Origin of the sequence: Croceicoccus sp. BE223, assembly GCF_031457155.1 — a bacterium.
Taxonomy (GTDB): Bacteria; Pseudomonadota; Alphaproteobacteria; order Sphingomonadales; family Sphingomonadaceae; genus Croceicoccus.
This window is the reverse complement of the sequence record NZ_JAVDWB010000001.1, coordinates 566,505-582,455: the sequence shown is the minus strand read 5'-3', so window position 1 is coordinate 582,455 and position 15,951 is coordinate 566,505. Positions and strand designations below refer to the sequence as shown.

At 66.9% G+C, this 15,951-nt stretch carries 18 protein-coding genes; 3 read left to right on the top strand and 15 right to left on the bottom strand.

What is annotated here, in order from left to right; genetic code table 11:
• Positions 1-5: 5 nt before the first annotated feature.
• From tolB to hisB, 14 genes are all read right to left on the bottom strand, one after another.
• Positions 6-1,346, bottom strand: a complete 1,341-nt coding sequence (tolB, locus tag J2X37_RS02905; RefSeq protein ID WP_310017512.1) for a Tol-Pal system beta propeller repeat protein TolB — start codon at positions 1,344-1,346, stop codon at positions 6-8.
• 2 nt (positions 1,347-1,348) lie between these two features.
• The gene (locus J2X37_RS02900) at positions 1,349-2,179 is read right to left on the bottom strand and encodes a hypothetical protein (protein WP_310017510.1); all 831 of its coding nucleotides are present in this window, start codon (positions 2,177-2,179) and stop codon (positions 1,349-1,351) included.
• A 12-nt stretch (positions 2,180-2,191) separates the two neighbouring features.
• The gene (locus tag J2X37_RS02895) at positions 2,192-2,647 is read right to left on the bottom strand and encodes an ExbD/TolR family protein (RefSeq protein WP_404979588.1); all 456 of its coding nucleotides are present in this window, start codon (positions 2,645-2,647) and stop codon (positions 2,192-2,194) included.
• Complete coding sequence (gene tolQ / locus J2X37_RS02890; RefSeq protein WP_310017508.1) at positions 2,648-3,367, bottom strand: protein TolQ; 720 nt, start codon at positions 3,365-3,367, stop codon at positions 2,648-2,650.
• 10 nt (positions 3,368-3,377) lie between these two features.
• Entirely contained in the window at positions 3,378-3,848 is a 471-nt protein-coding gene (locus tag J2X37_RS02885; RefSeq protein ID WP_310017506.1) for a YbgC/FadM family acyl-CoA thioesterase, read from the bottom strand.
• Positions 3,849-3,962: 114 nt separating this feature from the next.
• Positions 3,963-4,358: a histidine triad nucleotide-binding protein gene (locus J2X37_RS02880; RefSeq protein ID WP_310017504.1), complete on the bottom strand. Its 396-nt coding sequence runs from the start codon at positions 4,356-4,358 to the stop codon at positions 3,963-3,965.
• Positions 4,355-4,696: a phosphoribosyl-ATP diphosphatase gene (locus tag J2X37_RS02875; RefSeq protein WP_310017502.1), complete on the bottom strand. Its 342-nt coding sequence runs from the start codon at positions 4,694-4,696 to the stop codon at positions 4,355-4,357. Before J2X37_RS02875 ends, J2X37_RS02880 begins: the two co-directional genes overlap by 4 nt.
• Before the next feature lie 31 nt (positions 4,697-4,727).
• Positions 4,728-6,473, bottom strand: a complete 1,746-nt coding sequence (locus tag J2X37_RS02870) for a cation:proton antiporter (RefSeq protein WP_310017500.1) — start codon at positions 6,471-6,473, stop codon at positions 4,728-4,730.
• A gap of 224 nt (positions 6,474-6,697) precedes the next feature.
• Positions 6,698-8,347 carry a M28 family metallopeptidase gene (locus tag J2X37_RS02865; protein WP_310017498.1) on the bottom strand — a complete coding sequence of 550 codons (1,650 nt, stop codon included), beginning with the start codon at positions 8,345-8,347 and terminating at the stop codon, positions 6,698-6,700.
• Between the two features lie 185 nt (positions 8,348-8,532).
• The gene (hisF, locus tag J2X37_RS02860) at positions 8,533-9,357 is read right to left on the bottom strand and encodes an imidazole glycerol phosphate synthase subunit HisF (protein WP_310017496.1); all 825 of its coding nucleotides are present in this window, start codon (positions 9,355-9,357) and stop codon (positions 8,533-8,535) included.
• Between the two features lie 4 nt (positions 9,358-9,361).
• Positions 9,362-10,087: a 1-(5-phosphoribosyl)-5-[(5-phosphoribosylamino)methylideneamino]imidazole-4-carboxamide isomerase gene (gene hisA / locus J2X37_RS02855; RefSeq protein WP_310017493.1), complete on the bottom strand. Its 726-nt coding sequence runs from the start codon at positions 10,085-10,087 to the stop codon at positions 9,362-9,364.
• Positions 10,088-10,100: 13 nt separating this feature from the next.
• Positions 10,101-10,730, bottom strand: a complete 630-nt coding sequence (hisH, locus tag J2X37_RS02850) for an imidazole glycerol phosphate synthase subunit HisH (protein WP_310017491.1) — start codon at positions 10,728-10,730, stop codon at positions 10,101-10,103.
• The gene (locus J2X37_RS02845) at positions 10,727-11,011 is read right to left on the bottom strand and encodes a YciI family protein (RefSeq protein ID WP_310017489.1); all 285 of its coding nucleotides are present in this window, start codon (positions 11,009-11,011) and stop codon (positions 10,727-10,729) included. The genes hisH and J2X37_RS02845 overlap by 4 nt, the downstream gene beginning before the upstream one ends.
• Positions 11,012-11,015: 4 nt before the next feature.
• Positions 11,016-11,624 (bottom strand): imidazoleglycerol-phosphate dehydratase HisB, encoded by a 609-nt coding sequence (gene hisB / locus J2X37_RS02840; protein ID WP_310017487.1) that lies wholly within the window; start codon positions 11,622-11,624, stop codon positions 11,016-11,018.
• 200 nt (positions 11,625-11,824) lie between these two features.
• Between hisB and J2X37_RS02835 the strand changes: the two genes are divergently transcribed.
• From J2X37_RS02835 to gmk, 3 genes are all read left to right on the top strand, one after another.
• The gene (locus J2X37_RS02835; protein ID WP_310017485.1) at positions 11,825-12,331 is read left to right on the top strand and encodes a ClpXP protease specificity-enhancing factor SspB; all 507 of its coding nucleotides are present in this window, start codon (positions 11,825-11,827) and stop codon (positions 12,329-12,331) included.
• A 60-nt stretch (positions 12,332-12,391) separates the two neighbouring features.
• A complete protein-coding gene (locus J2X37_RS02830; RefSeq protein WP_310017483.1) occupies positions 12,392-12,760 on the top strand; it encodes a hypothetical protein in 369 nt (122 codons plus the stop codon).
• An 86-nt stretch (positions 12,761-12,846) separates the two neighbouring features.
• Complete coding sequence (gene gmk, locus J2X37_RS02825) at positions 12,847-13,515, top strand: guanylate kinase (RefSeq protein ID WP_310017481.1); 669 nt, start codon at positions 12,847-12,849, stop codon at positions 13,513-13,515.
• Positions 13,516-13,519: 4 nt separating this feature from the next.
• Here the strand turns inward: gmk and J2X37_RS02820 are convergent, their stop codons facing one another.
• Positions 13,520-15,883, bottom strand: a complete 2,364-nt coding sequence (locus J2X37_RS02820; RefSeq protein ID WP_310017479.1) for a S8 family peptidase — start codon at positions 15,881-15,883, stop codon at positions 13,520-13,522.
• Positions 15,884-15,951 lie beyond the last annotated feature (68 nt).

Genomic DNA, 15,951 nt, shown 5'->3' with positions numbered 1-15,951 from the left:
CGCATTCAGGGCCGAACCGGTCCCCACGAAGGATCGGATGCGTCCTCCTGCGTCTGCAGCTTGCGCAAGTGACGACCGGTCAGGTCGACCTGCCACAGGCTGGATGCGCCCGAACCGCGCTCGGTGCGGAAGAACTGGACTATGCGGCCATTGGGACTCCAGGTCGGGGCCTCGTCCTGCCAGGCATCGGTGAGGTGGCGCAGGTTGCTGCCCGAAGGGCTCATCGTCGCGATGCGGAAATTGCCGGCAATATGGGTAAAGGCGATCTGGTCGCCGCGCGGGCTCCATTCCGGGGTCGCTGCCCGCCCACCGAAGAAGCTGATCCGCTTCTGGTTCGAACCGTCGGCGTTCATCACGTAGATCTGCTGGCTGCCCGAACGGTCGCTTTCGAACACGATCTTGCTGCCGTCGGGCGAATAGGAACCGCCGATGTCGATGCCGGGGCTACTGGTCAGCTTGACCGGCGTGCCGCCACCCGCCGCCGAAACGCGGTAGATGTCGGTGTTGCCCGAAATCGCCATCGAATAGAGGATCCACTTACCGTCAGGTGACCAGCGGGGCGCAAAGGTCGGATTGCGGCTTTGCGCCACCAGCGTCTGTGACTTGCTGTTGACGTCATAGACGTAGATGCGCGGATTGCCGTCGGTGTACGACAGGTAGGCGATCTTCGAATAGTCGGGCGAATAGCGCGGCGTCAGTGCCGTGCTCGATCCGCTGGTGATGAAGGTGTGGTTGGCGCCATCGCTGTCCATGATCGCCAGCCGCTTGCGGCGGTTACCCTTGGGTCCGCTCTCGGCGATGTAGGCGATGCGCGAATCGAAGAACGGGTCTTCGCCCGACAGCCGCGAATAGACGAGATCAGCGCACTTGTGCGCGGCGCGGCGCCAGTCGGCGGGGGAAACGACATAGCCTTCGCGCACCAGTTCGGACTGAAGCTGCACGTCGTAGAGGTAGCAGCCCACGGTCAGCTGCCCGTTCGGCGCCGCCTTGACGAACCCGTGAACCAGCATCTCGCTGCCCATTCCCGCCCACTTGCCGAACTGCGGACTGGTCGCCTCGCCAAAGGCGATGCGCGGCAGGGAATTGGGGCCGACCGGCTTGAACAGGCCGTTGTTCTTCAGATCGTCGGTGATGATCTGCGCCAGCGCGACGCCAAGCGCGCCGGTCGTCTTGGGAGCGGCGGTGGTGGCGACATCGGCCTGTGCCGGAAAGGCGGGGATCGCGATGCCGAGATCCTGCCACTCGCTCTCGTCGGAAACGGAGCCGGTCAGGCCTCCTTCCTGCGCGAAAGCTGCGACGGGGGCCAGGGCCACCAGCGCGGCGGCGATCAGGGTTGCGGTCTTCATCCTCACAGTCTCCGGTCGAAGCGGAAGGAGCTGACGTTCTTCCACGTGTCGTAATAGTCGTCGGGCAAGTCGAACGGCGCGGCAAGCTGCACCGCGCGGATCGCCAGTTCGGCATGGCGCTGTTTCTGTGCCTCGTTTGCCGGGGTCACGCCGCTCTGCGACACGACCTCGGGCCGGCCGATCAGATTGCCGTTGCGGTCCATTCGCCAGCTGAGCACGGTGACCAGCTTTTCCGCGTCGACACCTTGCGGCGCGGTCCAGTGCGGGCGCAACTGGCGGCTGATCGCGCTGGACAGCGACGCGGCTGTGAGCGGTCCGGCCTTCGCGGCAGGCTGATCGGCGTCGGCCGCCTTCCCGCCCGTGCCGGACAGGAAATCGTTGCCGAGCCGGCTCCCGGTCGCGCGCTTCGGCTCCGGCTTGGGCTGGGCCTTGGGCGCGGGTTTCGGTTGCGCCTTGGCCGGGGTCGGCTGCGCCTTGGCGGGCGACGGCACCAGCGCGGGGCGCGGTTGCGGACGCGGCGTTTCGGCGGCGGTCACGGGCATCGGCACCGGCGCCGCGGCATCGGCGGCGGGTTCGACGGGGCCGATCTCCTGCGCCACCGAAGGCGCGGGGTCGGCCATCGGGTTCGGCGATACCGATTCCAGCGCGATCTCGTCGGACACGGTGACGGTGATGCGATCGGGGATCGGCGCGGGCGGCGCGGCCTTGTCCCAGGTGACGAGCGCGACGAGCACAAGCGCATGGAGGCCGATCGCGATGACGAGACCCAGCCGGTCCTCGCGGCGAAGGCCGCGGTCCGCATCGTCAGCCGGGACGGGTGTGGCAAAAGACATTGTCACCCTGGCCTATGGGCTTTCCGATGAACCGTGAGTGACCAGCGAGATCTGGCGGAAACCGGCCTTGTTCAGCGCGCCCATCACCGCCACCACGCGGCCGTAGTCGAGCGCCCTGTCGGCCCGCAGCACCACCGGCGGCGCCTCTCCCGCGCCCGGCGCGATGAGAGCGAGGCGTTCGGAGAACGCGCCAGCGGGCACTTGCGCCTCATCAATGAAGATCTGCCCCTGCGCGTCGAGGCTGACCGACACCTGGCGGTCCTGGTTGTCGAGCGCGCTCGCCTGGCTGTCGGGCAGGTCGACCGGAACGCCCGCGACCATCAGCGGCGCGGCGACCATGAAGATGATCAGCAGCACCAGCATGACGTCGACCATCGGCGTCACGTTGATCTCGGCCATCGGCGCGCGGCCGCTCCGGCCCCGTCGGCGACGGCAACCGCCGCCGCCCGATGCCATGCCCATCGCCACTTACATCGCCTCCAATTCGCGGCTGAGCGAGGCGTGGAACCGATCGGAGAAGCGATAGAGCCGCGTTTCGAACCCGTTCACCCGGTGCGAAAAGCGGTTATAGGCAATGACCGCCGGAATCGCCGCGAACAGGCCGATGGCGGTGGCGAACAGCGCCTCGGCAATGCCGGGGGCGACGACGGCGAGCGAAGTGTCCGCCTGCGCGCCGATCTGGAAAAAGCTGTTCATGATGCCCCAGACGGTGCCGAACAGGCCGACGAAGGGCGCGACCGACCCGACCGTGGCGAGGAAGTTAAGCTTCTCCGACAAGCTGTCGCTTTCCGCGGTGACTGCGGCATCCATCGCCCCTGACAGCCGCTCGCGCAGGCCCGCCTTGTCGCGCAGGCCCCGCCGGGTCGAGGTCTGCCATTCCGCAATGGCGGCGGCGGCGACGCGGCGGGAGGGCAGATCCTCGTTCGATTTCACCAGCGGTTCGACGTCGTCCGCCTGCCAGAAGCGGGATTCGAAATCGCGGGTCTGGCGGTCGACCCGGCCCATGCGGATCCAGAAGGACACGATGATCGCCCAGACCACGACAGAGGCGATCAGCAGGCCCGCCATGACCGACTGCACGACGATGTCGGCATCGAGGAAAAGCTGCAGCGGGTCGAGCCGCATCGGCACAGCCGGAGCAGGCGTGGCGGCGGGAACGGCGACGGCAAGGATATCGGTCAGGGTCATCGGTTCGGGATCATCGATTCTGTGATGGGCTGGATGGAGCAACGGTCTGGAAAGCGACAAGCCAGTCTGCGGGCTGGCGACGCGGGCGGCCATCGGGTGCGACGAAGCCGACGCGGACGTCCATTTCGGCGAGCGGGGTGTCATCGCGCAAGGCGCGCTGCGACAACGTGCAGGATGCGCGGGCCAGGCGGGTGGCCCGGGTCTCGATCAACACCGTGTCACCCAGCCTTGCCGGGGCGCGATAGCGGATCGCGAGGTCGGCAACGGCGTAGAAACCCTCCCCCGCCTCGATCGCCGCGCGCTGGTCGATGCCGATGCAATCGAGAAGGTCGGACCGCGCGCGTTCGAACCAGCGAATGTAGTTGGCGTGATATACGACGCCGGACAGGTCGGTATCCTCGAAAAAAGCGCGCACGGCGTACCAATGCGTGCCGTCGCGGATCGATCCGGTGGCCGGTGAGGGATGCTGGTCCTGCGCCATCGGCAAGGGTCATAGCCGTGGCTCGATTCGTCGCACAAGCGGCATATTTTTGCCGCTGTGGATGGTCGATTCAGCGGCAATTCACCTTGGCGAGGCGGCAAACCGGCATGCCGGTCAACCAGCCGTCCAGTTGCGGTCCAGCATCGGGCCCATCACTCGCCCGCCGAGGAGGTGGACGTGCAGGTGCGGCACCAACTGCCCGCCATGCGGCCCGACGTTGTTGATCAGGCGATAACCCCCATCGACCAGCCCCATGTCGCGGGCGATGGCGCCGACCGCGCGGACGAACCCGGCGATCTCGTCCGGGGCGGCGCGCTGCGAAAAATCGTCCCACGACACGTACTTGCCCTTGGGAACGACAAGGACGTGGACGTCGGCCACCGGCGCGATGTCGTGGAAGGCAAGGACCCACTCGTCCTCGTAGACCTTGGAGCAGGGCAGTTCGCCGCGCAGGATGCGGGCGAAGATATTGTCGTCGTCGTAAGGGGCGCGGGGATCGACCGGGCTCATGACCGAGCCCTCGCCGCCTTTTCCGCGATGCCGGAAACGCCATCGCGCCGGTCCAGTTCGGCAAGCGCGTCGTGGATCGACAGATCGCGCGCCGCGAGCAGGACCGCGAGGTGAAAGATCACGTCCGCCGCCTCGCCGACCAGTTCCTCGTCCGAACCCGCCAGCGCCGCGACGACGGTTTCCACCGCCTCCTCGCCCAGCTTGCGCGCGGCATAGTCGGGGCCGCGATCTAACAGCTTGGCGACATAGCTCTCGTTCGGGTTGCCGCCCTTGCGGCTCTCGATGGTCGCGGCCAGGCGCGTGAGGGCATCGAGCGGTGGTTTCGTGTGTTCGGCCATGAGCGTGCCTTATGCCGCGACGCGGCCGCGATCAATCGCGCTGCACGAAGATGCGATCACGCCCCGCCAGGAAATCGCCGCTGGCGAACTGCTGTTCCAGCCGCTCGCAATCGCGGTCGCGATAGGCGCTCTCGGCCTCGTCGATCGCCTGGAGATTTTCGCCGAGGCTCTCGAGCGCATTGCGCGCCATGCTGATCGCCGATTCGAACAATTCGCGCACGACGAAATCGACGGGTGCGTCGTTGAGCGCGACGACTGCCCGCCGGTCGAACGCGCGGACCAGGATCGCGGCATCGGGAAACTGTTCCTTGACCGAAGCCATCAGGTCGGCGCTCGCCTGGTCGCCGTCGAGGCAGAACAGGATAGCCCGCGCCTCTCCCGCCCCCGCCTGGCGCAGCAGGTCGATGCGCGTGCCGTCGCCGAAATAGACCTGAGCGCCGTAAGTGCCCGCCAGATCGATGAGGTCGACGTTGCGATCGATGATGGTGACGCGGATGCCGGCGGCGACGAGCATCTGGGTCACGGTCTGGCCGAAACGGCCGTAGCCGACGACGAGCGCGCTGGCCCCGTCCGCCTTCGGCCCCTCGCGCTCGCCGCCGTGGCCTTCGGCTTCGGCTCGGATGCGGCGGGTGGCCATCATCAGGAACGGCGTGGTTGCCATGGAAAGGGTGACGACCGCTCCGAACAGGCTGGCCGCCTCCGGCGCGATGATGAGGCCGTTCTGCGCCTGGGCAAAAAGCACGAACCCGAATTCGCCGCCCTGGCTCAGCAAGAGGCCCAAGGCGAGCGCGCGACGCCACGGCATCCTGATGAGCAGCCCGATGAACCCGATCACCAGCGCCTTGGTGGCGACGAGGCCGAGCGCCATCAGCCCGACGAACAGGGGCCGGTCGGCGATCGCCGGCAGGTCCAGCATCATGCCGATAGACAGGAAGAACAGGCCGAGCAGGATCGAACGGAACGGCTCCACGTCGGCTTCGAGCTCGTGCCGATAGGGCGAGCTGGCCAGCATGACGCCGGCGATAAAGGCGCCCAGCGCCGTCGACAAGCCGAGCGAGGCCATCAGTGCGGCCGCGCCGACGATGGTGAACAGCGCGGCGACGACGAACATCTCGCGCTCGCCCATCACGCCGATCAGCCGGAACAGCGGGCGCAGCAGGTAGCGGCCCGCGACGATCAGCCCGACGATGGCGACCGCCGCGATCAGCGCGGCCTGCCAGCCCGGCGGCCCCTCAGTCACGTCGGGCTTGCGGCTCAGCGCCGATACGATGGTGATCAGCGGGATCAGCGAAAGGTCCTGGAACAGCAGGACGGCAAAGGCGCGCTCTCCGAACGGAGTGCGCAGCCGCCCGGCGCTTTGCAGCATGGGCAGGACCTGCGCGGTCGAGGAGAGGGCGAGCGGCAGGCCGATGGCGATCGAGGCCTGGAGGCTGAAGCCGGTGGTGACGTAGATCAGCGCGCTGAGCGCGATACCGCACAGCGCCACCTGCAACAGGCCTACGCCGAATATCTCCTTGCGCATCCGGAACAGGCGTTGCGGCGCCAGTTCGAGACCGACGATGAACAGCAGCACCGTGATGCCGAGCTCCGCGAAGTTGAGCTTGGCCTCGGCCCCGCCCACCAAGCCGAGGACGTGCGGCCCGACCACCGCCCCGGCCACGAGATAGCCCAGCGTCGCGCCCAGCCCGAGCCGGCGAAACGTCAGGACAAAGAAGAGCGCAAAGCCGAGAAGGATCACCCCTTCCAGCAGCATGTGGCCGCCCGCGGTTTCGTGCATGCGATGCCCCCTTGGCCCCGAAGCGGCGGGGCTGATCGAACCGACCGGTAGGCGCTGCCGGTCTGCGCTGCAATGCCGGGAATGCGAGCGTCTGCGATCATGGGGCTGACGCGGAAGCGGTCAGCCGCTATGGTGCCGGGAAACGAGATGCGACGAGGCGGGTCATGCTGGGGGGCAAAGGAGCCCGCCCCGCCGCTGGACGAAGACCGATCCGAAGGGTCGGATCAGTTCTCCACCCGTTCCTTGTGCGCGGTGGCAAAGGCGCTGTTCGTGTCCGCCATCGGTCCGTTGAACACGGTGGCGAAGAAATCGCCCTTCTTCCACACCGGTCGCTCGATCATGTTCGCGATGCCGCGGGCGATGTCGTAGTTGATGGCGGCAAAACGCGCAGCCTGGGTGAAATCGATCAGCTCGATCTCGTCCGAAGGCTGGTGATAGTGTTCCTTGATGAAAGCCTGGAACGCCTCTTCGCCGCCATTGCCCGGACCGGTGTCGAGGTAGATAGACGGGATGCCCTGCTCGACGAAGGAATAGTGGTCGGACCGGGTGAAGATGCCCTCTTCGGGATGCGGATCCTTGGCCAGCGTGACCCCGGCCCGGCCCATCGCGGTTTCCAGCACCGGAAACAGCGTGGAGCGTTCGGCGCCATAGGCGATGATGTCGGTGAACGCGAACGTCAGTGTCGGCATGTCGAGATTGACGTTGGCGACGATCGCGTCCTTCGCCACGGTCGGGTGCTGCGCGAAGTAGGACGAGCCGATCAGGCCCTTTTCCTCTGCCGTCAGGCCGATGAAGATCACCGAGCGGCGCGGCGGCGCAACCGCCAGCCGGCGCGCGACATCGAGCATGGTCGCCACGCCGACGGCGTTGTCCATCGCGCCGTTGTGGATCGCGTCGCCGCTTTCGTCCGGATCGTCGATGCCGACATGGTCGAGGTGCGCGGTGAGGACGACGTATTCGCCCCTGAGCTCCGGATCGGTCCCTTCGATCAGGCCGACGACGTTGCTGCTCGTAACCTTTTCGAAGGTCATGTCGTAATCAATGCGGCCGTCGATGCCCATGTCGAAAGGCTTGAAGCGGCCCTTGGGATTCTTGGCGAGAGCTTCCAGCGCGGCGACGGTCAGGCCTGACCTGGCAAGCAGCCGATCCCCGGCCTCGGCACTGAGCACGGCGGAACCGACATAGCCTGGGTAATCACCCTCGGCCTTGCCCGCGGCATCGATCCATGTCGCGCGCGAGTAGTGCTTGAAATAGCCGAGATACTTTTCCCAGGTCGTACGCTCGGTATCCTTGGGCGAGCGGATCGTGATCACGCCGATCGCCCCTGCATCGGCGAGCCGTTTGGAACGGGTATTGTTGAAGTAGGCCGCCTCTTCCGGATCGATGTATTCGGGAGAACCGGAGAAGACGACCGCGATCTTGCCGCGCAGGTCGACGCCCGCGAAGTCGTCACGACCGATGCGCGGGTCGGCAAAGGCCTGCCCGACGAAGACCAGCGGGCCAGAGATCGAACCGTCGGCGTCCGTGCCCATCCCGGTGACGACGTAATCCTTGTCGCGCACGAACGGTGCCACCGGCGCGTTGGGGCCGCTCAGCGCCATGACGTTCTTCGTGCGATCGCCGAACGTCTTGATGCGCAGGTCGACCGGCTGAAACCACGATCCGCTCGCCCCGCCCGGCTTCAGCCCTATGGCATCCATGCGGCTCGCGACATAATCCGAGGCGGCGACATAGCCGCGCGTGCCGGATTCCCGACCTTCTAGCGCATCGGAGGCCAGATAGGCCACGTCGCCGCGAATGAACGCCGCATCCGGCGCGGTCGCAATCGAAGCAGGTGCCTGGGGAAGAGTCGTCGAACAGGAGGCCAGCAGCATGGCGGCCGCGGCGGCGGGGACAAAACGCATGGAAATCAGACCTCGGGGGAAGCTCTTTGGTTACGCATGTAACTGCCCCCGCGGCGAATGCAAGACTTCCTGTGGCAGGCGCCTCAATTTTCAGTGTGACAATGTCGGTTATGCGGCAAGACCCAGGCGGCGAGGGGCATCCCGCTCGGGGCGGATCAGCTTCGCGCGGGCAATCCGGCCAGGCGCAACGCCTCGTGCGCCTCGGCAATGGTGTGCTGTCCGAAATGGAAGATGCTGGCGGCGAGAACCGCGCTGGCGTGCCCCTCGGTCACACCGGCGACAAGATGACCCAGATGCCCGACCCCGCCGCTGGCGATCACCGGCACCCCGACAGCATCGGCGATGGCACGGGTCAGTTCGAGGTCGTAGCCCCGCTTCGTGCCGTCGCCGTCCATCGAGGTGACGAGAAGTTCGCCCGCCCCCATCTCGGTCAGCTTCAGCGCATGTTCGATGGCGTCGATGCCGGTGGCCCGGCGACCGCCATGGGTGAAGATTTTCCACCGGATTTCCCCACGATTTTCCGCAGCATTACCCCCAGCGTTATCCACAGAATGTCCACCGGTGCCCGGCCCTGAAACGCGCCGCGCATCGACGCTGGCAACGATGCACTGGCTGCCGAAGCGTTGCGCGATGTCGGCGACGACCGCGGGCCGAGTGACTGCTGCGGAATTGACGGCGACCTTGTCGGCCCCCGCCAGCAGGAGCGCGCGCGCATCCTCGGCGCTGCGCACGCCGCCGCCCACGGTGAGCGGCATGAAGCAGACCTCCGCCGTCCGGCGAACGACGTCGAGCAACGTGCCGCGCCCTTCGTGGCTGGCCGAGATGTCGAGAAAGCAGAGCTCGTCCGCGCCGGCCGCGTCGTAGGCGCGGGCCTGTTCGACCGGATCGCCCGCATCGCGCAAATCCACGAAGTTCACGCCCTTCACCACGCGCCCGTCGCGAACGTCGAGGCAGGGAATGACGCGGACGCGGACGGTCATGATGTCAGCCTTTCGCCATCGCGAGGGCGGTCTTCAGATCGAGCCGCCCGTCATAGATCGCGCGGCCGGTGATCACGCCCTCGATCCCGTCGTCGGCATGAAGCGACAGGATGCGGATGTCGTCCAGCCCCTTCACCCCGCCGCTCGCGATCACCGGGATGTCGACCGATCGGGCGAGATCGACCGTAGCCTCGATGTTGCAGCCCTTCAGCATGCCGTCCCGGCCGATGTCGGTGAACAGCAGGCTGGCGACGCCCGCGTCCTCGAACCGGCGGGCCATGTCGACGACCGGCACGTCGGACACGTCGGCCCAACCTGCGGTGGCGACCATGCCGTCCTTGGCATCGACCGCCACGACGATGCCGCCGGGATATTCGGCGGCCATGTCCTTGACGAACTGTGGATCCTTGAGCGCGGCGGTGCCCATGACGATGCGCGCGACGCCTGCGTCGAACCACGCCTCCACCGCTTCGCGCGTGCGGATGCCTCCGCCCAACTGCACATAGCCTTCGAAGGCATCGACGATGCCGTCCACCGCCTCGCGGTTGCGCGCTTCGCCCGCGAAGCTCCCGTCGAGGTCGACGACGTGCAGGTGCATCGCCCCCGCCGCGGCGAAGATGCGGGCCTGCGCGGCCGGATCGTCGCCGTAGACGGTGGCACGGTCCATGTCGCCTTCGGCCAGGCGAACGACCTGTCCGCCCTTGAGGTCGATTGCGGGAAATACGATCATCGCAAGCCTGTCCTTACGGGTTCCACATCAGCCAGCGTTCGAGCAGGTCGATGCCGTAGCGCTGGCTCTTTTCGGGATGAAACTGGAGGCCGAGGAGATTGTCGCGCGCCACCGCCGCGGTGATCGCGCCGCCGTGATCGGTGATCGCGGCGATGTGGCGGCCTTCCTCGGGCACGAAATGGTAGGAGTGAAGAAAATAGGCCTCCCCCCGGTCGATCAGTTCGGCGCCGTCGCGATGCTTCATCGGCGCCACGTCGTTCCAGCCCATATGCGGCACCTTGATCTTCGGGTCGGTAACCACGATCGGCAGCACTTCGCCGGGGATCCAGCCCAGCCCCTTGTGCACGCCGTGCTCGACCCCACGCGTCGCCATGAGCTGCATGCCAACGCAGATGCCGAGGAACGGCGCACCTTCCTGGAGGACCTTGCGCTGCAGCGCATCGACCATGCCCGGAACCGCGTGCAGCGCCTTCGAACAGGCGGCAAAGGCGCCGACGCCGGGGAGGACGACGCGTTCGGCGCGGCGCACGATCTCCGGGTCGCTGCTGACCTTGACGTTGTCCGCGCCCGCCGCCTTCAGCGCGTTGGCCACCGACTGCAGGTTGCCCGCGCCATAATCGATAAGGGCGATGCCATCCTTCATCGGCCCAGCAACTCCAGCCCATCGGCCACGAAGCTCGGCGCCATCTCGATGACATTCACGGTCACGGCGCCACTGGTCACGAACGGGTCGGCAGCGGCCACCGCCTCGACTTCGGCCCGGCCGCCAATGGCCAGAACGATCCCGCCCGTGCGCGGCACCTTGCGGCCCCAGGCGACAAAGCTCCCCGCCGCGTGACCCTGTTTCAGCCACGCGACATGCTCGTCCATCAGTTCGTCGATGCGTTCGACCGGCGCGACATAGGTTATGTCGAGGATGAACATCGCATCAGGCCTCGATCGAACCCTTGCCGAGCAGGCCCTTGGTCGAGGGAATGGCATCGCCCTTGCGCGGATCGATCTCGACCGCCTGCCGCATCGCACGGGCGAAACCCTTGTATATCGCCTCGATGATGTGATGGTTGTTCTGACCGTAGAGCAGTTCGATGTGCAGCGTGATGCCGGCGGCCTGCGCAATGGAATGGAACCAGTGCTCGAACAGCTCGGTATCCATCTCGCCCAGCCGCGGCTGCGAGAAACCGGCCTTCCAGACCAGCCAGGGACGACCGGAAATGTCCAGCGCCACGCGGGCCAGCGTCTCGTCCATCGGCGAATAGGCCGCGCCATAGCGCGCAATCCCGCGCTTTTCGCCCAATGCCTGGAGGATCGCTTCGCCGAGTGCGATGGCGCTGTCTTCCACCGTGTGGTGCTGGTCGACATGCAGGTCGCCATCGACCCTGAGCGTTACGTTGATCAGCGAATGGCGGGAGAACTGCTCGACCATGTGATCGAGAAACCCGATCCCGGTGGCAATGTCGTATTCTCCGGCCCCGTCGAGATCGACGGCCACCTCGATGGCGGTTTCCTTGGTCTTTCGCGAGATCGATCCGGTGCGCATGGCGCCCGCTATAGGCCGGTTGTCATGCGGCGCAAGTCGGCACGTGGCCCGGCCCGCACGCCAACCGGCCCGTCACGTTGAAATCGGCAGCGCATCAGCGGCTTGCCGCGCGCAACATTGCTGCGGCCAGGCGCCGCAACGGCGTGGAAATCGCCTTTTCCCGCTTGACCCGGGCGGTATAGGAGGTCAATCCGGGCCGCATGAGCGACGCCCCGCCCGACAGCCTGATCCCCTACGACGAAATCGTGCAGGAAGCCTTGCGCGCCGTCGTCGGCCGTGTGCTGCGCGAAGTGGAAGCGTCGGGCAGCGAGCTTCCCGGCGCGCACCATTTCTACATCACGTTCAAGACCGGCGCCGCCGGAGTGTCGATCCCGGCGGACCTGCGCGCCCGCTTTCCGGACGAGATGACCATCGTGCTGCAGAACAAGTTCTGGGACCTGTCGGTGCAGGACGATCATTTCTCGGTCGGGCTCAGCTTCAACGCGATCCCGGCCAAGCTGGTCATACCGTTCGGCGCGATCACCGCGTTCGTCGATCCCGCGGTCGATTTCGGCCTGCAATTCCAGGCAATCGAGGCTGACGGCATTCCCGAACCGCACGAAGACGCCGAAAACGATTCGGAACAGGCGGGCGACAACGGCGTTCTTCCGGCAAGCGCCGAAGACGGCTCGAACGTGGTGACGGTCGACTTCGGGAAGAAAAAGTAACGCTTCGGCCATAACCCTCGGATCACTCCGGGCCATGTGCCGGACAAGACGAGGTTTCCCATGCCCAAGCGCCGCCTTCCCGGCATCAGCCCCAACCCGATGACCAACCTGATCATCACCGACATCGCCTTGCGGGGCGCCGGCCGCCTGACACGCCGCTTCCTGGAAAAGGGCTTGCTGCGGACACGCTATGCCAAGGACGACGCGGACCGGGTTGTCGAGGGCCGGTCGATGGCGCAGACCTTAGCGTCGGTGGCGATCGCGCGCGTCGCGACCCGTTCCGTGCCGGGCGCTCTCCTGGTCGGCGCGGGCCTCCTCGGTAAGACGCTTTACGACATGAGCAAGGGCAAGCGAGAGGCGCGCGCCGAGGGCCAGCGCCAGATTCGCGAACGGATCAACCAGGCGGACAAGGCCGAGAAATCCGCCTGAACCCTGACGGCGCAGCCGAGTCTGCGATTGATGCACAGCAGTTCCGCCGAGCTTGACCGGAGAAGGTCGCGCGGCCATCAGCGCGCATGGCCGACGATTTTCCACCCGAAGCGCCCTCGCTGCAACGACGCGGGCTGATGTTCATCCTTTCCTCGCCATCGGGCGCAGGCAAGACGACGATCGCCCGCAAGCTCTTGGCATCCGATGCCGACTTGCGGCTTTCGGTGTCCGCGACAACGCGGCCGATGCGGCCCGGCGAAGTCGACGGAAAGGACTACCACTTCGTCACCCAGCCAACGTTCGACGCCATGGTCGAGGAGCACGCGTTTCTCGAATGGGCGCATGTCTTCGGACACAGCTACGGCACGCCCAAGGCCCAGATCTGGACGGGCATGAAGGAAGGGAAGGACTTTCTCTTCGACATCGACTGGCAGGGCACGCAGCAGCTCAACCAGCGCGCGCACGAGGACGTGGTGCCCGTCTTCATCCTCCCGCCCAGCATTGATGAGCTTCGTCGCCGGCTCGAATCGAGGGGCACAGACGACGCGAAGGTCATCGACGCCCGCATGGAACGCGCGCGCGCCGAAATCAGCCATTGGTCCGAATATCGCTACGTCGTGGTCAACGACGACATCGACCGCTGTTTCGCGCAAGTCCGCGAAATCCTTCACGCCGAACGCATGCGGCGCGAGCGGCAGACCGGCCTCGTCCGCTTCGTGCGCGAACTTCTGGCCGGGCCGCCGCCCGGAGCGTGATCGCCTAGAACCTCGTCGACCAGCGCAGCGCAGCGCCCTTGTCGTCGGGCAGGCCCGCGACGTGTCCCGGATCGACGCGATAGAACAGGCTCGCCATCAGCGATCCGCCGAACATCGGGCCGTACCAGCGCAATTCGCTCGCCACTTCGCGGCCGCTCGGGCTGAGGGCGATATCGCGCCGCTCGAAGGTGGTCTCGCCGCTCGCATAGCTGTAGCCAACGGGCAGGTTCAGCCCGATCGCGCCTGATTCGACCCGCAACGGCTGCGCCATGCGAAAGCCGAGTCCATCGCCGCGCGCGAGAACCGAGCGCCGCTCGACATCAAGGCTCCACGCGCTGGTCTGGAACGCGGTGTCGCCTGCGATCATGCCGTTCGCCTCGGGCCGGGTGAAGCCGCGGCGATAATCGGCGGAGATGGTCCAGCCCGCCGCCGGCTGCCATCGGCTTGCGGCACCGAGGAACAGCGTGTTCGCCCCGCCCGTACCCAGCGATTCGCCGAACCGCGCGCCGAGAATGGTCGCGTCCTCGCTCAGCCAGCTTAGGCCCAGGGAACCGCCAAGCGCACCGCGCTGCCAATCGAGCGTCGCGCCATAGCGGGCGAAGGCGCCGCGCCGACCCTCGCCGCGCACGCCGTCCTCGAAGGCATCGCTCCACGCCTGGCCCATTTCGGCGGATCCGGTGAGGCCCATTTCGCCGCCCGGTCCTTCGAAACCATGGCGGACCGCCAGCGCGCCGTCGCGCCGGGCCATGAAACCCAGCTCACCGGCCGCCTCTCCGGCGACGAGGAAGGCGGGGCGTGCCTGATCGGCCATGCCCGCTTCGAGCCCGCGCGCACCCTCGCGCAGGGCGAAGGCGAATTGCGTGTCGGGCGCGATCGTCGCGCCGATCCGCGCGGCGAGGAGTTTCGAGCGTTCGGCATCGACCCTGTCGAGCCGCAACGGCACCGGTCCTCCCGCTTCGACCATTCCGGGCGCGACCGTGAAGGCGAGCGAGGTCGAACCCTGCTCTATGGTCAGCCCCGCGGTGCGCCCTGCGACCGCGCCATACAATCGGGGCTCCAGCCGGGCCGAACCGAGGTTGGCAGCCATGTCGTAGCCATAGGCGCGGTCATACCCGTCGAGCAGCACGGTGCCGAGCGTGGCACTTCGCGCCGCGTCGCCCATCGCCGGACTGAGGACGCCGGTCCCCTCGCCCAGCGCAACCGGCGTCATCGTGCCAGCCAGGGTAGTCGTGCCCTGCGGTGCGAAGGCGCGCTTGATGTCGAGCACGCCGCGCCCGTAAATCGCATCGACGCCCGCCGTGCCCAGATCGCGCGCGCTATTCAGGATGATGTCGACGATCTCGGTCCCGGTCAGGTTCGGGAAGGCCTGTGCCAGCAGGGCCACCGCACCGGAAACCTGCGGCGCGGAGAAGCTGGTTCCGTTCATCACGTAGAAGTACTGCGCGCCGCCGGTCGTCTCGAGGTAGATCTGGCCGTCGCGATACTGGCAGCAGACATCCTCGCCCCGCGCCATGAGATAGGACTGCGCTCCCGTGCCCGCCCGGTTGCTGAAGCCCGAGATGACGTTGTTGGCATCGACCGAGCCGACGATGATGACGTTTTCGGGCGCAGCCGCGAGGATGCCGGCTCCAAAGGGATCGGGGTTGTTCGGATCGATCTTGGCATCCGACCCGTCGCCATTGTTGCCGGCAGCGACCACGACGACCAGCCCCGCCGTACCGGCACGCGCCACCGCGTCGATCACGTCCTGGGTCGGCGCATCGCCGCCCAGCGAAAGGTTGACGACCTTGGCGCCGGCAGCGATCGCCGCGTCGATGCCCCGCGCAATGGCGACGTCGTTGAACTGGCAGTTGCCGTCGGGGGTATCGCAGCTTCCCGGATCGTCGGCGCGCAGCGCGACGACGGTCGCGTCGAAGGCGATGCCCATGATGCCGCTGTTGTTCCGCGCCCCCGCCGCCACCAGCGCGACTTGCGTGCCGTGACCGTCGGTATCGTCGTAGCTGCGCGAACCCGCCACGTCCTTCGAGGCGGAGGAGATCCGTCCCGCGAACTCCGGGCTGTCGGCATCGATGCCGGTGTCGATCACCGCGATGGCAACGCCCTTGCCAGTGTCGCCCGCCTGCCACGCGGTCAGCGCATTGTGCTGCGCCGGTCCGTCGGAATCGCGATATTCCTTCGTATCGAAGGCGGATGTCGACGTTGGCGTCGGACTTGGCGTCGGGGTCGGGCTCGGACTGGGCGTTGGCGTGGGGCTGGGCGTCGGGCTCGGAGATGGCGCGGGCGCCGGAGCAGGAGCGGGTGCAGGTGCCGGCGTCGAATTCACGCCGCCCCCGCCGCCGCACGCGCCAAGCGCCAGCGCGGAGGTCATCGAAAAAGCCATCAAGGTGAGGCGAAGTGCCCCTGCGGACTTGGTCCCGGTGTTCATTGCGATGTGTC